Here is a 12852-nt window from a genome sequence, read left to right on the forward strand (position 1 = left end):
TCGGGGTGGATCAGAGAATGATCTGGTCGCCGCCGGATGCCTCAAGGCGGGCGATCGCGTCGCGGACCGCTGCCACGAAGGCGTGGTACACCGGGGTGGTGCTGGTGGCGCGGCCCGCGATGGTGTTCACCGTGAACATGGCCTTGCGCAGTTCGGTCGTGATCTCCAGCTGGCCTCCCTCGGCAAGCAGGGTCCGGTTGCAGATGTTGGCCGGCTCGACGCCCGCGAGGTCTGACTCGCCCGACCCGTCGATCGTCTGGAACCCGGCGTCACGCAAGGCCTCGTGCAGAAGCGACTTGAGGGTGCCGTTCAGGCCGCCGACCACTACGGCCTCGGGCCGCGAGACGGGCGCGCCGGCCTGGGCGGCGGTACAGCCGTGCAGGCTGACCACGTTGAGGTTCGCGGCGGCGATGGACAGAGCCACCTTGTCGTCGCAGTTCTTCGAAGTGACGTGCAGATCGGCGTTGTTGGTGCTGCGGATCGCCTCGAACATCCAGTAGTCGAAGACCGGCCCGCCGGTGGCCATGAGCGTGGCCGGGTCGTATCCCGCGATGCCCAGGCAGAGTTCGGAGGTACCGCCCTCGATCCCGCCGCCGTGCAGCGCGAGGATCGCGGTACGGCCGTAGAGGGACGCCGCCCCGCGGACGTTGTCGAACTGCTCGTGCCGTCGATAGCGTCTGGCGAAATCGGTGCCCTCCTTGCCCGCAAGACGGGTGTAGAGGTCGGTGTTCGAGCTGTAGAGGTCGTTCGCTCCGGTGGCGTGCGCGGAGGTCGCGCCGACCCCGCCCAGCAACGGTCCGCCGACGGCGGCGGTGGCGAGGGCGGTGAGAACGGTGCGACGGTTGGTGGAAGTCATACGCCCATGATCCCTGGGATCCGTCGCCGCAAGAAAATCCCCAGGTCCCGTCGCCGCACGAGGGCGAGGCCACTATCGGGTGCGGCCGCGCCGCGCGGGCTGCTGCGGATCTCCTCCGAACGGGTCCTTGCGGTCCGGCAGGTGGCTCGACAGCGCGTGGCCCGGGGATGTGACGGGGCAAGGGATGACGGGCGAAGGGTGACGGGGCAAGGGACGGCATGCGTACCGACCGTGGCGGCCCACCTGTCCACCTGCTGACTGCCGACTGCCGACTGCCCACCTACGCACCTACGCACCTACGCACCGAAGGAGCGAACCTCTCATGAGCACCCAGGACACCCTGGCCGAGCTACTGGGCGAACACGGCCGCAGCTACGCCGACGAAGCCGGGATCACCTTGCACGACAAGCCGTCGCCGCTCTACCAGCTCCTTGTGCTGGCCGTGCTGTGCTCGACGCGCATCAAGGCCGACATCGCGACCGATGCCGCACGCGAACTGTTCCGGACACGGCTGCGTACCGCGCGGACGATGGCGGCCACGGACTGGCAGACGATCGTGGACGCACTGGGCCGGGCCCATTACCGCCGCTACGACGAGAGCACCGCCACGGCCCTGCTGGAAGGGGCCGAGCTGATTCTGCGCCGTTGGCGCGGTGATCTGCGCCGCTTGCGGGACGAGGCCGACGGCAGCCCGGAGCGGATGCGCGAACTCCTTCAGGAAGTCCCGCGGATCGGCCCGGTCGGGTCGGGCATCTTCTGCCGTGAAGCCCAGGGGCTCTGGCCCGAACTCCGCCCGTTCTTCGACGACCGGGCCCTGGAGGCAGCTTCCGAGCTGGGCCTGCCGTCCACCGCCAAGGGGCTGGCCCGGCTCGTTCCACCGGACGAGCTGCCACGGCTGGCCTCGGCGCTGGTCCGCTCGGGCCTGAATCACTGAGCCACCGTCACCGCACCCTGCGCGTCAGGGGCGTTCGCCCTCGGGCCATGCACCCTCGTCGTCGTCGATCAGATGCACCGCGGCCTCCTCGGCCGAGGCTCCCGCACCGTCGATGCCCATGTCCGAGGCGAGCATGTCCTTCTCGGCGTCCTCGTGGGCTCCCTCGTCAGGAGCCACGAGCCGACCCGCCCGCTCGTCGCCCACCTCGGCGTCGGCGAGCTCCTCGTCCTCGTCCTCGTCCCCCAAGTCGAGCTGGGGGTCAGGCACTTCCTCGGCGAGCCGCTGGTCGAGGCTCTCGCCGTCGTGCTGCTCCTGTGCGGTGGTGCCGGCGTGGTTCACCGCCAGCGGCCGCTCGGGCGGGGACCAGCCCTCGTCGTACGGGTCGGCTCCCCGGTCGTTCAACGTGTCCTCCGGATCCAGGATGCCGGTGTCCTCCACGACCTCGTCTCCACCGTCCGGCTGGTAGACGTCGTCACCACGCTCGTCGTCGGCTGCCATCAGACACGCTCCTCCTTCATCCACACGTGCGCGCCGCTCCGCCTCCACGGCCCGCGAACGGCCCACGGCCCCGCCTCCATGCGCGGGGCCCGTGCGGAACGACTGTCCACCTTTGTCCAATTCACACCCGGCCCACCTTCCGCAGCCGTGCCCGACCCGTTCCCGCGGCCTCCGCCCCGGTCCGCGGGCGCTCGGGCGGGGCCCCGGGAAGTGTCGCCGTGAGGGAGCCGGGGGCACGCGTGGCGTGGCCGCCGTCGACGCCGTAGTGGCGGTACAGCTCGCGTTCCTCGTCGGCCGTCAGATGCTGGTGCACTTCGTGCCGGGGCGCGTCCTTCACCGTGCTCTTCGCGTGCGCGATGTGCAGGGCGTTGCCCTCACGGCGTGCGCCGGCCAGCGGCGCGAGGGATTCCTGGGTGCCGAACAGACCGGTCTTCAGCGTGACCCACTCCGGGCGCCCCACGGAGTCGTCGACGTAGACCTGCTCGACGCCGCCGATCCTGTCGCCCTCCGGGTCGTAGGCCACCAGGCCCTTCAGGTCCTCGGGGCGGTGGAAGCTGTGGCCCATGCCCATACGGCTCACTCCTCGCTCGTGGTCCCCCACGGCCGAAGCCGCGCTGACGCTCGCGGGGCCGGGACGTTCATTCCAACACCGCACCGCCGGGACCGCACGGGCAGCTTGACCGAACGGGGAACGGGATCGGACGAGGGGCGTCGGCAAGGAATCCGCGCCGAGAAGAGCCGGAGCGGCTGCCGCGCCTGTGGAGGCAACCGGTTCCCGACTGCGGCACCGGCAACCACCCCGGCACACGGACGCGTACCCGGAAATGCGGGAATTGCACGTGTGGATGCGCATACCGGCCGCGATTGGTTTCGGATACGACTGTGGGGCCCGTGCCATTTCGGCACGGGCCCCACAGTCACGCGGCAGATTTCTACCAGCGATACCAACGACCGCTGCCGCCCTTCGGGCGGGCGACGAACCCGATGAGCCAGAGCACCAGCACCACGATCGCGACCCACCAGAGGATCTTGAGCGCGAAACCGGCACCGAAAAGAATGAGCGCGAGCAGAAGAACGAGAAGCAGGGGAACCATGATTATCAACCTCCAGGACTCCGAGTGCCCTTCATCGGTGGGGCCATGCGCGCGCCTTTGATTTTTCTTTTATCACCGCAGGTCGTACGCCTCACAGAGAGCCAGTAAGCCTTTTCTGATCAGCCCGGGCCATCAAGGGTGGGCGACGTTCCGGGGGAATCCTTCGCCCGGAACCGGGTGCGCGCGGGATGCGTCCCGGGACGGAAGAACGCCGCTCGGAGCCGTGGCTACCGCGCGCTCGGCAGCCGGACCGTCACCACGAGGCCGCCTTCGGGACGTGGAAGGAGTTCGAGTGTTCCGCCGTGGGCGTGGACGATGCTGTGCACGATGGCCAGGCCGAGGCCGACGCCCGCGTGCTCGTCGCCGCGCACCCGTTCCGCTCCGCGCTGGAAGGGCTCGGTGAGGGTCGGTACGAGATCCGGTGACAGCGGGCGGCCCGTGTTCTCGACCCGCAGCACGCTCATGTCGCCGTACTCCCCGGTGTACACCGTCACCCTTCCGCCGGCGGGACGGTTGTGGACGATGGCGTTCTGGACGAGGTTGGCCGTCATCCGCAGCAGGAGTTCGGCGGAGCCGCCGGCGCGGGCCGCCACACCGGTGACGTCCAGTGCGATCCGGCGTCGTTCCGCGAGCGGAAGCAGTGCTTCCGCGGCCTCTTCGGCGACGAGGGAGAGGTCGACGTCCTCGCGGGTGAAGTCGCCCCGCCCTCCCCGGCTGAGCAGGAGCAGGGCCTCGGTGAGGTCGATCGCCCTGCCGTTGACGACGTGCAGGCGCTCGATGACCGCGCCCCGGTCCTGCGTGGGGTCCTTGCGCGCGACGTCGAGGAGTGCGCGCGAGATCGCCAGCGGGGTGCGCAGTTCGTGGGAGGCGTTGGCGGCGAAACGCTGCTGCCCGGCCACGTGGGACTCGAGTTGTTCGAGCATCGCGTCGAAGGCGTCGGAGAGCTCACGGAACTCGTCCTGGCGGCCCTTCATACGGATTCGGTGGGACAGCGACCCATTTTCGGCCAGTCGTGCGGCGTCCCTGATCCGGGTGAGCGGTGCGAGCATGCGGCCGGCCAGGATCCAGCCTCCGAGCAGCCCGAACCCGAGCAGGCAGACCATGGCCAGGGCCGCGGCGGGCGCGAACATGCGCACCAGAAGGTAGCGGTTGGGTGCGATCCCGAGCAGACCGCGCGAGTTGTCGGGGACGTACCGCAGCAGGTACACCCACACCACGGCCATCAGGAGGGCGCCGGCGATGAGGAGGAAGCCGGCATAGCTGAGGGTGAGCTTCAACCGGGCGCTGAGCCCCGGCCGCCTAGGCACACGCACCGCCGCCTTCGAGGGCGTCCCCGCCAAAGGCGCTGGAACCAGTACCGGTGACGTTGGTGTTCACGCCCGAGGCGCAGGAAGCGGCACCGGCGACATTGATGTCCCCGTCGGAGGCAGTGGCGCCTCCGGTCGAATGGAGGGCCTTCGTACCGGTGTCGATGCGGTAGCCGACACCCGGCACGGTGGCGATGATCCACGGTGCGCCGAGCCGTTTGCGGAGGGTGGACACGGTGATGCGCACGGCGTTGGTGAGCGGGTCGGCGTTCTCGTCCCAGGCCCGTTCGAGGAGTTCCTCGGCGCTGACCACTCCGCCCTCGGCGGCGACCAGTACGTCGAGCACGGCGAACTGCTTCCGGGTGAGCGCGACATAGCGTCCGTCCCGGAAGACCTCCCTGCGGAAGGGGTCGACCCGCAGCCCCGCGATCTCGCGGACCGGAGGCCGGACGTGGGCACGTCTGCGGTCGAGCGCCCTCAGCCGCAGCACGAGCTCCCGCATCTCGAAAGGCTTGGTCAGGTAGTCGTCGACGCCGAGCCCGAACCCCGAAGCCTTGTCGTCGATCCGGTCGGCGGCGGTGAGCATGAGGATCGGGATGCCGCTGCCGGAGCCGACGATGCGCCGGGCCACCTCGTCGCCCGAGGGGCCCGGGATGTCGCGATCCAGGACCGCGAGGTCGTAGGAGTTGATGCCGAGCAGTTCCAGCGCGGCGTCGCCGTCACCGGCGATGTCGGCGGCGATCGCCTCCAGCCGGAGACCGTCACGGACCGCTTCCGCCAGGTAGGGCTCGTCCTCCACGAGCAGTACGCGCATGGGCGAAGCCTAGGCAGTGCGACATATCGCCGACGTATGCAAAGGCCCGCATCGGCTATGCGGCTCGGCCGGTCGATGCCGGCACGGGTCGGCTCCGGACCCCCGGCACTTCCGCGGTGCCGCGCCACCACCGGCGGGACGCCAGTGCGGCCAGGGCGGCGCCGACGGCATTGACCAGTACGTCGTCCACCGACGAAACCCGGTCGAGCCGGAAGACGTACTGCGCGGTCTCGACCAGGGTCGAGCAGACCGCCCCGAGGGCCAGGATCCGCGGCACGGACGCCAGTGCCGCGAACCGCATCGGGGCGAAGAAACCCAGCGCGGCGAACACCAGGAGATTACCGACGATGCCGAGCGGCCCCATGGTGACCAGGTCCCGCAGCGGTATCAGGCTCAGCCGGCCGGGGACCAGGCCGGCCGCGGCGCCCGGCATGAGGGTCAGCCAGAGGAAGGGCACCGTCCCGTGGACCATGCCCACGTCGACGAGCGACGTCCGCCACGGCGATGCGGCGCCCGTCGCACGCCGACGGCTCGCCAGCGCCCACACCACCAGAGCGGCCAGGGGCAGCGCGACCAGTGCCATGAGCACGACCCCGTTGAACGTGTCGAAGCAGCCGTGCCACCGGCCGGCCATGCACATCGGGGCGGACATCATGAGCGGCCGCCACAGGATGCGCGCGATGCCCGCGACACCGAGGGCTGCCAGGCCGAGCAGGACGATCCTGCGGGTGTGGCGGGACCGTACCGAACGGGCTGCAATGTGGTTCATGGCCTCATTGCAGCCGGGAACCCGTTGCCGGGGCGTATGCGATTTTCGATACGCCGGCGATACGCGAAGCACGTCCCGGACTGCGTCCCGACCGCTCGGAGCGGCTCCCCGAACGGGCTCGCGGACTGCTCAAATCCAGCCATTCAGCCTCAGTTGGAGATGTTGATCTACAAACGTTAGGCTAGCTTTGGTTGCCTGTAGCAACCATATGGCAAGGCGACATCGCGAACGCGTGACCGTCGCGCGGCCCCCAACCGCCGTGCGGCTCACAGGAGGAAACACCCCGACATGTCAACAGCCCCCCACACCTTCCGTACTTACGTGGCGGAGAACCTGGACGCACTGCAGAGCGACCCGGGACGCGAGGTCTTCGTACATCAGGAACGCCGGGTCACAGCAGGCGAGTTCCGCGATCTCGTGTACCGCTCGGCCCGGGCACTGCGCGCCCACGGCATCGGTCGCGGGCAGACCGTCACCCTGTTGTGCGGCAACCTGCCGGAGACGATCGCCGTGCGCTACGCGGCGCATCTGCTCGGCTGCCGGGTCAACCACCTCTACAACAAGCTCTCCGCGGAATCCCAGGCCGCCATCGTCCGCGATGTCGAGACGCGTGCCCTGATCGTCGATCCCCGCTACCTGGAGCGAGCCGTCGAGATCACCGAAGCGGCCCCCGTGCCGGACGTCCTCGTGCTGGGCCCCGCGAAAATCGGCACGGATATCCTGGAGTTGGCGGCCGCGCAGTCCGCCGAGCCGCTGGTGGGCGACGCGCGACCGGACGACGTGTGCACCATTCGGCACACCGGCGGCACGACCGGCCACCCCAAGGGCATCTGCACCACGCACGAGCAGGTGCAGTCCTTCCGCGGGTCGATCGTGGAGTCCGAGGAGGAGGCGCCCCGGCTACTGGTGTGCACCACCCTCGCGCACGCCGCCGGAATGATCACGGACTCCGTGCTCCGCGGCGGCGGATGCGTCGTCCTCCTGGAGGAGTTCGACCCCGGCGCCGTGCTCGACGCCATCGAGCGCCACCGCATCAGCCACCTCTTCCTGCTGCCGCCGCTGCTGTACCAGCTGATGGACCACCCGGACTCCGCCGAACGCGACACCTCTTCGCTGCGCAGCATCTCGTACGGGGGCTGCCAGTCCTCCCCCACGCGCATAGCCGACGCCATACGGCGCTTCGGTCCCGTACTGGTCCAGTTCTACGGTCAGAACGAGGCCGGCGGCATCAGCCTGCTCATGCCCGAGGACCACGACCCGAAGCGGCCGGACCGGCTGCGTTCGGCGGGGAAGGTGCTGCCTCAGGTCGAGGTGGCCATCCGCGACGAGTCCGGCCGCGACCTGACGACGGGCGAGCACGGGGAGATCTGCGTACGCTCCGCCATGCTCATGAAGGAGTACTGGAAGCAGCCCGAGCTGACCGCGGAGGTGCTGCGGGACGGATGGCTGCACACCGGCGACATCGGATTCCTCGACGGCGAGGGCTACTTGACCGTCGTCGACCGGATCAAGGACATGATCGTGGTGGTGGGCGGCCATGTGTACACCACCGAGCTCGAGGATCTGATCAACTCCCACCCCCAGGTGCGGCAGAGCGCGGTGTACGGGGTCCGTGACGCCGACCGCATGGAGCGGGTGCACGCGACCGTGGTTCCGGTGCTCGGCAGCGGCCTCGACGCTCAGCAGCTGCGCGACTTCGTGCGCGAGGAACGCGGCGCCATGTACGTACCGGCGGAGATCACCTTCGTCGAGGCGCTGCCGCTGACGGACGCGGGCAAGCCCGACAAGAAGCAGCTCCGTCTGCGGGCGGAGCGAGCGCACAACACGGCCTGATACGCCCCAGCGCGCGCAGCCCCCGGCCGGAATGCCGGAGGCTGCGAGGCCGCGATGGCCCGAGACCGTGAGTTCGCGAGGCCGTGAAGGAGAGGGCCGCAGTCAGACCGCGCGGCCACCGAAGGGGCCGCCGAGGGGCGCGTCGGCGCCGTAGTACGCGCCCAGCTCCTCGCGGTAGGCAGCGTCGCCGAGGTGCTTGTCCCGGTGGAATTCGGGAGCGTCCTTGATCTGGTCCTTCGTCCGGTCGACGAACACCTTCTGGGCGTCCCGGTCCACCCGGACGACCGTGCTCGCGGGGAGGAGAACCTCCTTGCCGAAGATCCACACGCCGGTGTCCACCACCAGATAGGCGTCACCGGCCTCCGCGGAATGCTTGTCGACCTTGCCGATGCTCCCGTCGGTGGCCTCGACCTTGTAGCCGGTCAGGTCCGCACCGGCCAGGTGGCCCGCGGTCGGCCTGTAGCTCCACACCTGCTCAGTCACGCGAGAACAACTCCTTCGGCGCTTGTGGGTCATGGCTGCCATGTCATGTGCGTCATCTGCATGTACGTCGTGGGATGCGCGTGGCCGATCGTCATGCGTCCGCCTCGACGACGGGTGATGCGTCCACCTGGTCTCCGGGTGCCCCGCAACCCGCCCCTCATCCCCACACCCCGGCCGCGGTGGCACCCTCTCCGGCTCACGCACACCATGAACTGCGCATACAGGCGCACGCCGCGCACCCCCGCACGCCCCGCGCGGGCTTTTCTGCGACTCTGACCGAAATGACGGCGCATGCAGCCGGAACGAGGGGGAACGCGGTGGTCACAAGCCAAGACGAGAGGCCCTGCTGCGATGCTCGAACCTCACCCCAAGACCCTGCGTACCCTCCTTGCACGCTACGCGGAGGCTCGTATCGCCCACTCCTGCCACGGTGACCCAGGCGCGGCCAGGGACCTGGAGGACGTCGCCTACACGCTGTGCGTCCTGACCGCGACGGCCTCCGTGGAGGACGCCATCGTGGTCGCGGACACCCTCCTCACGACGGCTCGTGACAGCCGCCCCGTCGGCGCCGAGCAGGCCGAGACGGATCTCGCCGCCTGATCCCGGCCATCGGCCGCACATCACAGCGCGGCTCGCGCTGAGCCGGTCCGGCGGGCCGGTACTGGACGGACGAAGCGGATACCGCGGGGCCCCGGCGTGCCGAACCGGGCATCGGCGTCCGTCCGAACCACGACAGCCCCGACCGGATCCGGCGGTGTCCCCGGGCGGGAGGCCCGCCTCGTGCGAGGCCCGCCGGTTTGCAGCACAGTAGGAACGAACCGCTAATCAGGAGGTACGCACCGATGCCCGGTGGTCTGTCGCCCTCAGCCGCACTCGGCTCACCCGCGGAGCCGCGCGAGGACGGCGTCGGCGAATCGGTCCTCGACTCGGCTCGTCTTGAAGCGGCCCGGGTCTTTGCCGCTGTAGTCGAGGAGATCGGCACGGGGAAGACCGAATTCCCGCAGCCGGGCTCGGGGCGGACCGCTCACCGGTTCGCCGCCCTGCGCGACGTGGCGGAACGGGACCTGTGCGCCGCGCGCCTCGTCGAGGGGCATGTGGACGCGACCGCCATCCTCGTCGAACTCGGCGCGTCACCACCGGCGCCGGGTGAACGGTGGGGCGTCTGGGCGGCCGAGCCACCGGGCGAGGGGCTCACGGCGACGCGAGTCGGCGCCGGGTGGGAGATCAGCGGCCGCAAGCAGTACTGCTCGGGGGCCCACAGCTGCACCCATGCCCTGGTCACCGCGCAGACCCCGGACGGGAAGCGGCTGTTCGCCGTGGAGACGAGCGCCCCGGGGTACGCCCCCGTCCCCGGCACCTGGCAGGCGCTCGGCATGGCCGGCAGTGACACGCCCGATGTCCGCTTCACCGGAGTCCCGGCCGTACCCGTGGGGCCTGTCGGCGGCTACCTCGATCGGCCCGGTTTCCAGCACGGCGGCATTGGTGTGGCGGCGTGCTGGTACGGCGGTGCGGTGGCCGTCTCACGCACCTTGCACGAGGCCGCCCGACGTCACACCGATCCACACACCGATGCGCATCTGGGTACGGTCGACGTCCAACTGCACGCCGCCTGGGCGGTGTTGGAGCAGGCCGGCGCAGAAATCGACCACGATCCCGAGGACGTCGCGGGTGTGGCCCGAGTGCGCAGCCTCCGCGTGCGCGCCTTCGTGGAGTCCGTCTGCGCCCACGTGCTCACCCATGTGGGCCGGGCCACCGGCGCGGGCCCGCTCTGCCACGACCCGCGGCACGCACGGAACACCGCCGACCTCTCCGTCTACATCCGCCAGCACCACGCCGAGCGCAATCTGGCCGAGCTGGGCGCGCTCCTCGCGCGCCCGGAGGCGCGGTGATGAGCACTCCCCCCGCGGAGGAGCACTTCGACAACGCCATCCAGGCGCCGGGCACCGACGAGCGTCTGTGGCAGGCATGGTCCGGCTGGGACCGGCTCCCCGAAGCGACGCTGCCCCGCTCGGGCCGGGTCGTCGTCGTGGCAGCCCACCCGGACGACGAGGTTCTCGGCTTCGGCGGGTCCCTCGCACTGCTCGCCGAATCGGCCGTCGAGGTGACGCTGGTGATCCTCACGGACGGCGAGGGCTCCCACCCGCACAGCAGGCGCGTCACCCCCGAAGAGCTCGTACACATACGGGCCCAGGAGACTCGGGCGGCGCTGACCGAACTGGGCATCGCCCATGCGAGGGTGGCCCGTTGGGGCCTCCCGGACACGCAGGTCGCCGCCCATGAGGACCAGATCGTCACGCGTCTGCTTCCTCTGGTCACGGGCGCGGACCTCGTCGTCGCCCCTTGGACGGGCGATCTGCACGGCGACCACGAGGCAGCGGGGCGGGCAGCCCTGGCGGCAGCCCGCGACGCGGCGGTCCCGTGCTGGCTCTATCCCGTCTGGATGTGGCACTGGGCGCAGCCGGAAGATCCCGGGGTTCCCTGGCACTCCGCCTCGCGCATCGAGCTTCCCGGCCGCGCCCAGTCCCGCAAGCGCGCCGCCATCGCGCGGTACGTGAGCCAGATCAGGCCCCTGGGGCCGGACCCCGAGGACTCCGCGATCCTCCCGCCGGACGAGATCGCCCACCACACGAGGGAGCGGGAGGTGGTCTTCCGATGAGCACCCCGTCGTCGTACTTCGAGGACATGTACCGCGGGTCCGCCGACCCGTGGCACCTCGCGGAACGGTGGTACGAGAGGCGCAAGTACGACCTCACGGTGGCTTCCCTGCCACGTCTGCGCTATCGGCGCGCCCTCGAACCTGCTTGTTCCGTAGGGGAGTTGACCCTGCGGCTCGCCGAACGCTGCGACGAGGTGCTGGCCTGCGACCGGGTCGGGTCGGCAGTCGCCACGGCCGCCGCGCGCACCGATCACCTGCCTCAGGTGACGGTACGTCAACTCACTCTGCCCCAGGAGTGGCCGGAGGGGTCCTTCGATCTCATCGTGCTGTCCGAGGTGCTCTACTACTTCGACCGCGACACCCTCGACGACGTCCTGCGGCGTACCACGACCGCTCTCGAACCCGGCGGAACCCTGGTCACCGTGCACTGGAACCACCCCGTGCCCGAACACCTCTGCACCGGGGACGAGTTGGCGGACATCCTCACCTCCGTACCGGGTCTCGCGCTCCTGGCCGATCACCGCGAGGACGACTTCGTGCTCCACGTCTTCGGCCGCGAGAACCCCGACGGGTCCCCGCCCCCGTCCCCCGCCGCGGACGAGGGGCTCGTGTGACACCCCATGACAGACCGGCCGCAAGACCAACATCGGTCGCGGTCATCATCCCGGCACACAACGAGGAGCGCCTGCTCCCGGCCTGTCTGGCCGCGATCCGAACGGCCGCCGAGCATCCGGGCGTCGCGGGGAGCCGAGTCGTCGTCGTGGTCGCCGCGGACAGTTGCGGCGACGCCACGTCCGATGTGGCCCGGCGGGCGGGCGCGCTCACCGTCGGCCTCGACGCCCGCAACGCGGGGGCCGCACGGGCGGCGGCGGCACGTAGGGCCCTTGACGTCCTGGGCGACGACAACGTGTGGATCGCCTCCACCGACGCCGACAGCGTCGTTCCGGAGCACTGGCTCGACTTCCAGCTGTCCCGCGCGGCACAGGGCTGGGAGGCCGTGGTCGGCACGGTCGCCCTGGACCACCTCGCCCTGGAGTCGCGCCGACTGGCCGTTCTCCACCAGCACTTGTACGAGGCCTCCCGGCCTCCGGGGGGCCTCACCTGGCACCATCCCCACGTCCACGGCGCCAACCTGGGCCTGACCGCCGGCTCCTACACCGCGGCCGGTGGATTCCCTCCCGTACGCGTCGGCGAGGACCATGCCCTGGTGCGGTCGCTCCAGCGGGCAGGCCGCCGCATCCTGCGCACGCCCGACTGCACCGTCACCACTTCGGGGCGGCTGCGTCCGCGCGCCCGGGACGGGTTCGGTGACTACCTGGCGCGGCTGGCCGCCGAGGAGGCCGTGTGAACAGCGGCTGCACAAGGAGGAGTTGGGGCTGAGCCGTGCTCGCCTACGGCCACTGGGTGCGCTCGGCGCCACCGCGCTGCCCGAAATCTTGAAGCCCCGCTCAGAGATCCTCCGGGGTGAGCCGTGCCGACCCCGCGAAAACCTGTGGAACACCGGCGCTGAGCTCCACTACCTTGCTGGCGAGCCAAGTCCCCCAGGCAAGGACGTCCCGTTGTACACCGTGTGAGACCTCCCACCGACTGATCTGTCGCGCGTCGCAC

The 12852-nt window shown here is 70.3% G+C and carries 15 protein-coding genes; 7 read left to right on the forward strand and 8 right to left on the reverse strand.

The features are described from left to right. Nucleotides 1-10 precede the first annotated feature (10 nt). Nucleotides 11-856 carry a poly-gamma-glutamate hydrolase family protein gene (locus IE267_RS09490; protein WP_189762820.1) on the reverse strand — a complete coding sequence of 282 codons (846 nt, stop codon included), beginning with the start codon at nt 854-856 and terminating at the stop codon, nt 11-13. Between the two features lie 322 nt (nt 857-1178). On the opposite strand from IE267_RS09490, the gene IE267_RS09495 reads away from it, so the two are divergent. After that, entirely contained in the window at nt 1179-1790 is a 612-nt protein-coding gene (locus IE267_RS09495; RefSeq protein ID WP_189762821.1) for an endonuclease, read from the forward strand. A 24-nt stretch (nt 1791-1814) separates the two neighbouring features. Here the strand turns inward: IE267_RS09495 and IE267_RS09500 are convergent, their stop codons facing one another. The 6 genes from IE267_RS09500 to IE267_RS09525 all read right to left on the reverse strand — a co-directional run bounded on the left by IE267_RS09500 (nt 1815) and on the right by IE267_RS09525 (nt 6272). Further along, the gene (locus tag IE267_RS09500; RefSeq protein WP_189762822.1) at nt 1815-2288 is read right to left on the reverse strand and encodes a DUF5709 domain-containing protein; all 474 of its coding nucleotides are present in this window, start codon (nt 2286-2288) and stop codon (nt 1815-1817) included. Between the two features lie 121 nt (nt 2289-2409). Then, nucleotides 2410-2859 (reverse strand): PRC-barrel domain-containing protein, encoded by a 450-nt coding sequence (locus tag IE267_RS09505; protein ID WP_167160837.1) that lies wholly within the window; start codon nt 2857-2859, stop codon nt 2410-2412. Between the two features lie 361 nt (nt 2860-3220). After that, entirely contained in the window at nt 3221-3382 is a 162-nt protein-coding gene (locus tag IE267_RS09510) for a hypothetical protein (RefSeq protein WP_037650588.1), read from the reverse strand. A 227-nt stretch (nt 3383-3609) separates the two neighbouring features. Beyond that, nucleotides 3610-4689, reverse strand: a complete 1080-nt coding sequence (locus IE267_RS09515) for a sensor histidine kinase (RefSeq protein WP_189762823.1) — start codon at nt 4687-4689, stop codon at nt 3610-3612. Further along, complete coding sequence (locus IE267_RS09520; protein ID WP_229860900.1) at nt 4682-5503, reverse strand: response regulator transcription factor; 822 nt, start codon at nt 5501-5503, stop codon at nt 4682-4684. Before IE267_RS09520 ends, IE267_RS09515 begins: the two co-directional genes overlap by 8 nt. A 55-nt stretch (nt 5504-5558) precedes the next feature. Next, nucleotides 5559-6272 (reverse strand): VanZ family protein, encoded by a 714-nt coding sequence (locus tag IE267_RS09525; RefSeq protein WP_189762824.1) that lies wholly within the window; start codon nt 6270-6272, stop codon nt 5559-5561. Nucleotides 6273-6560: 288 nt separating this feature from the next. Between IE267_RS09525 and IE267_RS09530 the strand changes: the two genes are divergently transcribed. After that, nucleotides 6561-8105, forward strand: coding sequence for an AMP-binding protein (locus tag IE267_RS09530; RefSeq protein WP_189762825.1), 1545 nt, complete (start codon nt 6561-6563; stop codon nt 8103-8105). Nucleotides 8106-8207: 102 nt separating this feature from the next. On the opposite strand, the gene IE267_RS09535 is transcribed toward IE267_RS09530, so the two are convergent. Further along, nucleotides 8208-8588, reverse strand: coding sequence for a PRC-barrel domain-containing protein (locus tag IE267_RS09535; protein WP_189762826.1), 381 nt, complete (start codon nt 8586-8588; stop codon nt 8208-8210). Between the two features lie 351 nt (nt 8589-8939). Between IE267_RS09535 and IE267_RS09540 the strand changes: the two genes are divergently transcribed. The 5 genes from IE267_RS09540 (at nt 8940) to IE267_RS09560 (ending at nt 12592) form a co-directional block, all read left to right on the forward strand. Beyond that, complete coding sequence (locus tag IE267_RS09540) at nt 8940-9188, forward strand: DUF5133 domain-containing protein (RefSeq protein ID WP_167160829.1); 249 nt, start codon at nt 8940-8942, stop codon at nt 9186-9188. Between the two features lie 242 nt (nt 9189-9430). Beyond that, a complete protein-coding gene (locus tag IE267_RS09545) occupies nt 9431-10477 on the forward strand; it encodes an acyl-CoA dehydrogenase family protein (protein WP_167160827.1) in 1047 nt (348 codons plus the stop codon). Then, nucleotides 10477-11244, forward strand: a complete 768-nt coding sequence (locus IE267_RS09550; RefSeq protein WP_189762827.1) for a PIG-L deacetylase family protein — start codon at nt 10477-10479, stop codon at nt 11242-11244. Before IE267_RS09545 ends, IE267_RS09550 begins: the two co-directional genes overlap by 1 nt. Next, the gene (locus IE267_RS09555; RefSeq protein WP_189762828.1) at nt 11241-11858 is read left to right on the forward strand and encodes a class I SAM-dependent DNA methyltransferase; all 618 of its coding nucleotides are present in this window, start codon (nt 11241-11243) and stop codon (nt 11856-11858) included. The genes IE267_RS09550 and IE267_RS09555 overlap by 4 nt, the downstream gene beginning before the upstream one ends. Continuing rightward, nucleotides 11855-12592, forward strand: coding sequence for a glycosyltransferase family 2 protein (locus tag IE267_RS09560; RefSeq protein ID WP_189762829.1), 738 nt, complete (start codon nt 11855-11857; stop codon nt 12590-12592). The genes IE267_RS09555 and IE267_RS09560 overlap by 4 nt, the downstream gene beginning before the upstream one ends. The last annotated feature ends 260 nt before the right edge of the window (nt 12593-12852 follow it).

The sequence above is a fragment of the Streptomyces xanthochromogenes genome (assembly GCF_014650455.1).
In the GTDB taxonomy this organism is placed as follows: domain Bacteria; phylum Actinomycetota; class Actinomycetes; order Streptomycetales; family Streptomycetaceae; genus Streptomyces; species Streptomyces xanthochromogenes.

Bases quoted from the DNA above. Each gene is read 5' to 3' on its own strand.
- IE267_RS09490 (WP_189762820.1), bottom strand. From the start codon at position 856: ATGACTTCCACCAACCGTCGCACCGTTCTCACCGCCCTCGCCACCGCC.
- IE267_RS09495 (WP_189762821.1), top strand. From the start codon at position 1,179: ATGAGCACCCAGGACACCCTGGCCGAGCTACTGGGCGAACACGGCCGC.
- IE267_RS09500 (WP_189762822.1), bottom strand. From the start codon at position 2,288: ATGGCAGCCGACGACGAGCGTGGTGACGACGTCTACCAGCCGGACGGT.
- IE267_RS09505 (WP_167160837.1), bottom strand. From the start codon at position 2,859: ATGGGCATGGGCCACAGCTTCCACCGCCCCGAGGACCTGAAGGGCCTG.
- IE267_RS09510 (WP_037650588.1), bottom strand. From the start codon at position 3,382: ATGGTTCCCCTGCTTCTCGTTCTTCTGCTCGCGCTCATTCTTTTCGGT.
- IE267_RS09520 (WP_229860900.1), bottom strand. From the start codon at position 5,503: ATGCGCGTACTGCTCGTGGAGGACGAGCCCTACCTGGCGGAAGCGGTC.
- IE267_RS09525 (WP_189762824.1), bottom strand. From the start codon at position 6,272: ATGAACCACATTGCAGCCCGTTCGGTACGGTCCCGCCACACCCGCAGG.
- IE267_RS09530 (WP_189762825.1), top strand. From the start codon at position 6,561: ATGTCAACAGCCCCCCACACCTTCCGTACTTACGTGGCGGAGAACCTG.
- IE267_RS09540 (WP_167160829.1), top strand. From the start codon at position 8,940: ATGCTCGAACCTCACCCCAAGACCCTGCGTACCCTCCTTGCACGCTAC.
- IE267_RS09545 (WP_167160827.1), top strand. From the start codon at position 9,431: ATGCCCGGTGGTCTGTCGCCCTCAGCCGCACTCGGCTCACCCGCGGAG.
- IE267_RS09550 (WP_189762827.1), top strand. From the start codon at position 10,477: ATGAGCACTCCCCCCGCGGAGGAGCACTTCGACAACGCCATCCAGGCG.
- IE267_RS09555 (WP_189762828.1), top strand. From the start codon at position 11,241: ATGAGCACCCCGTCGTCGTACTTCGAGGACATGTACCGCGGGTCCGCC.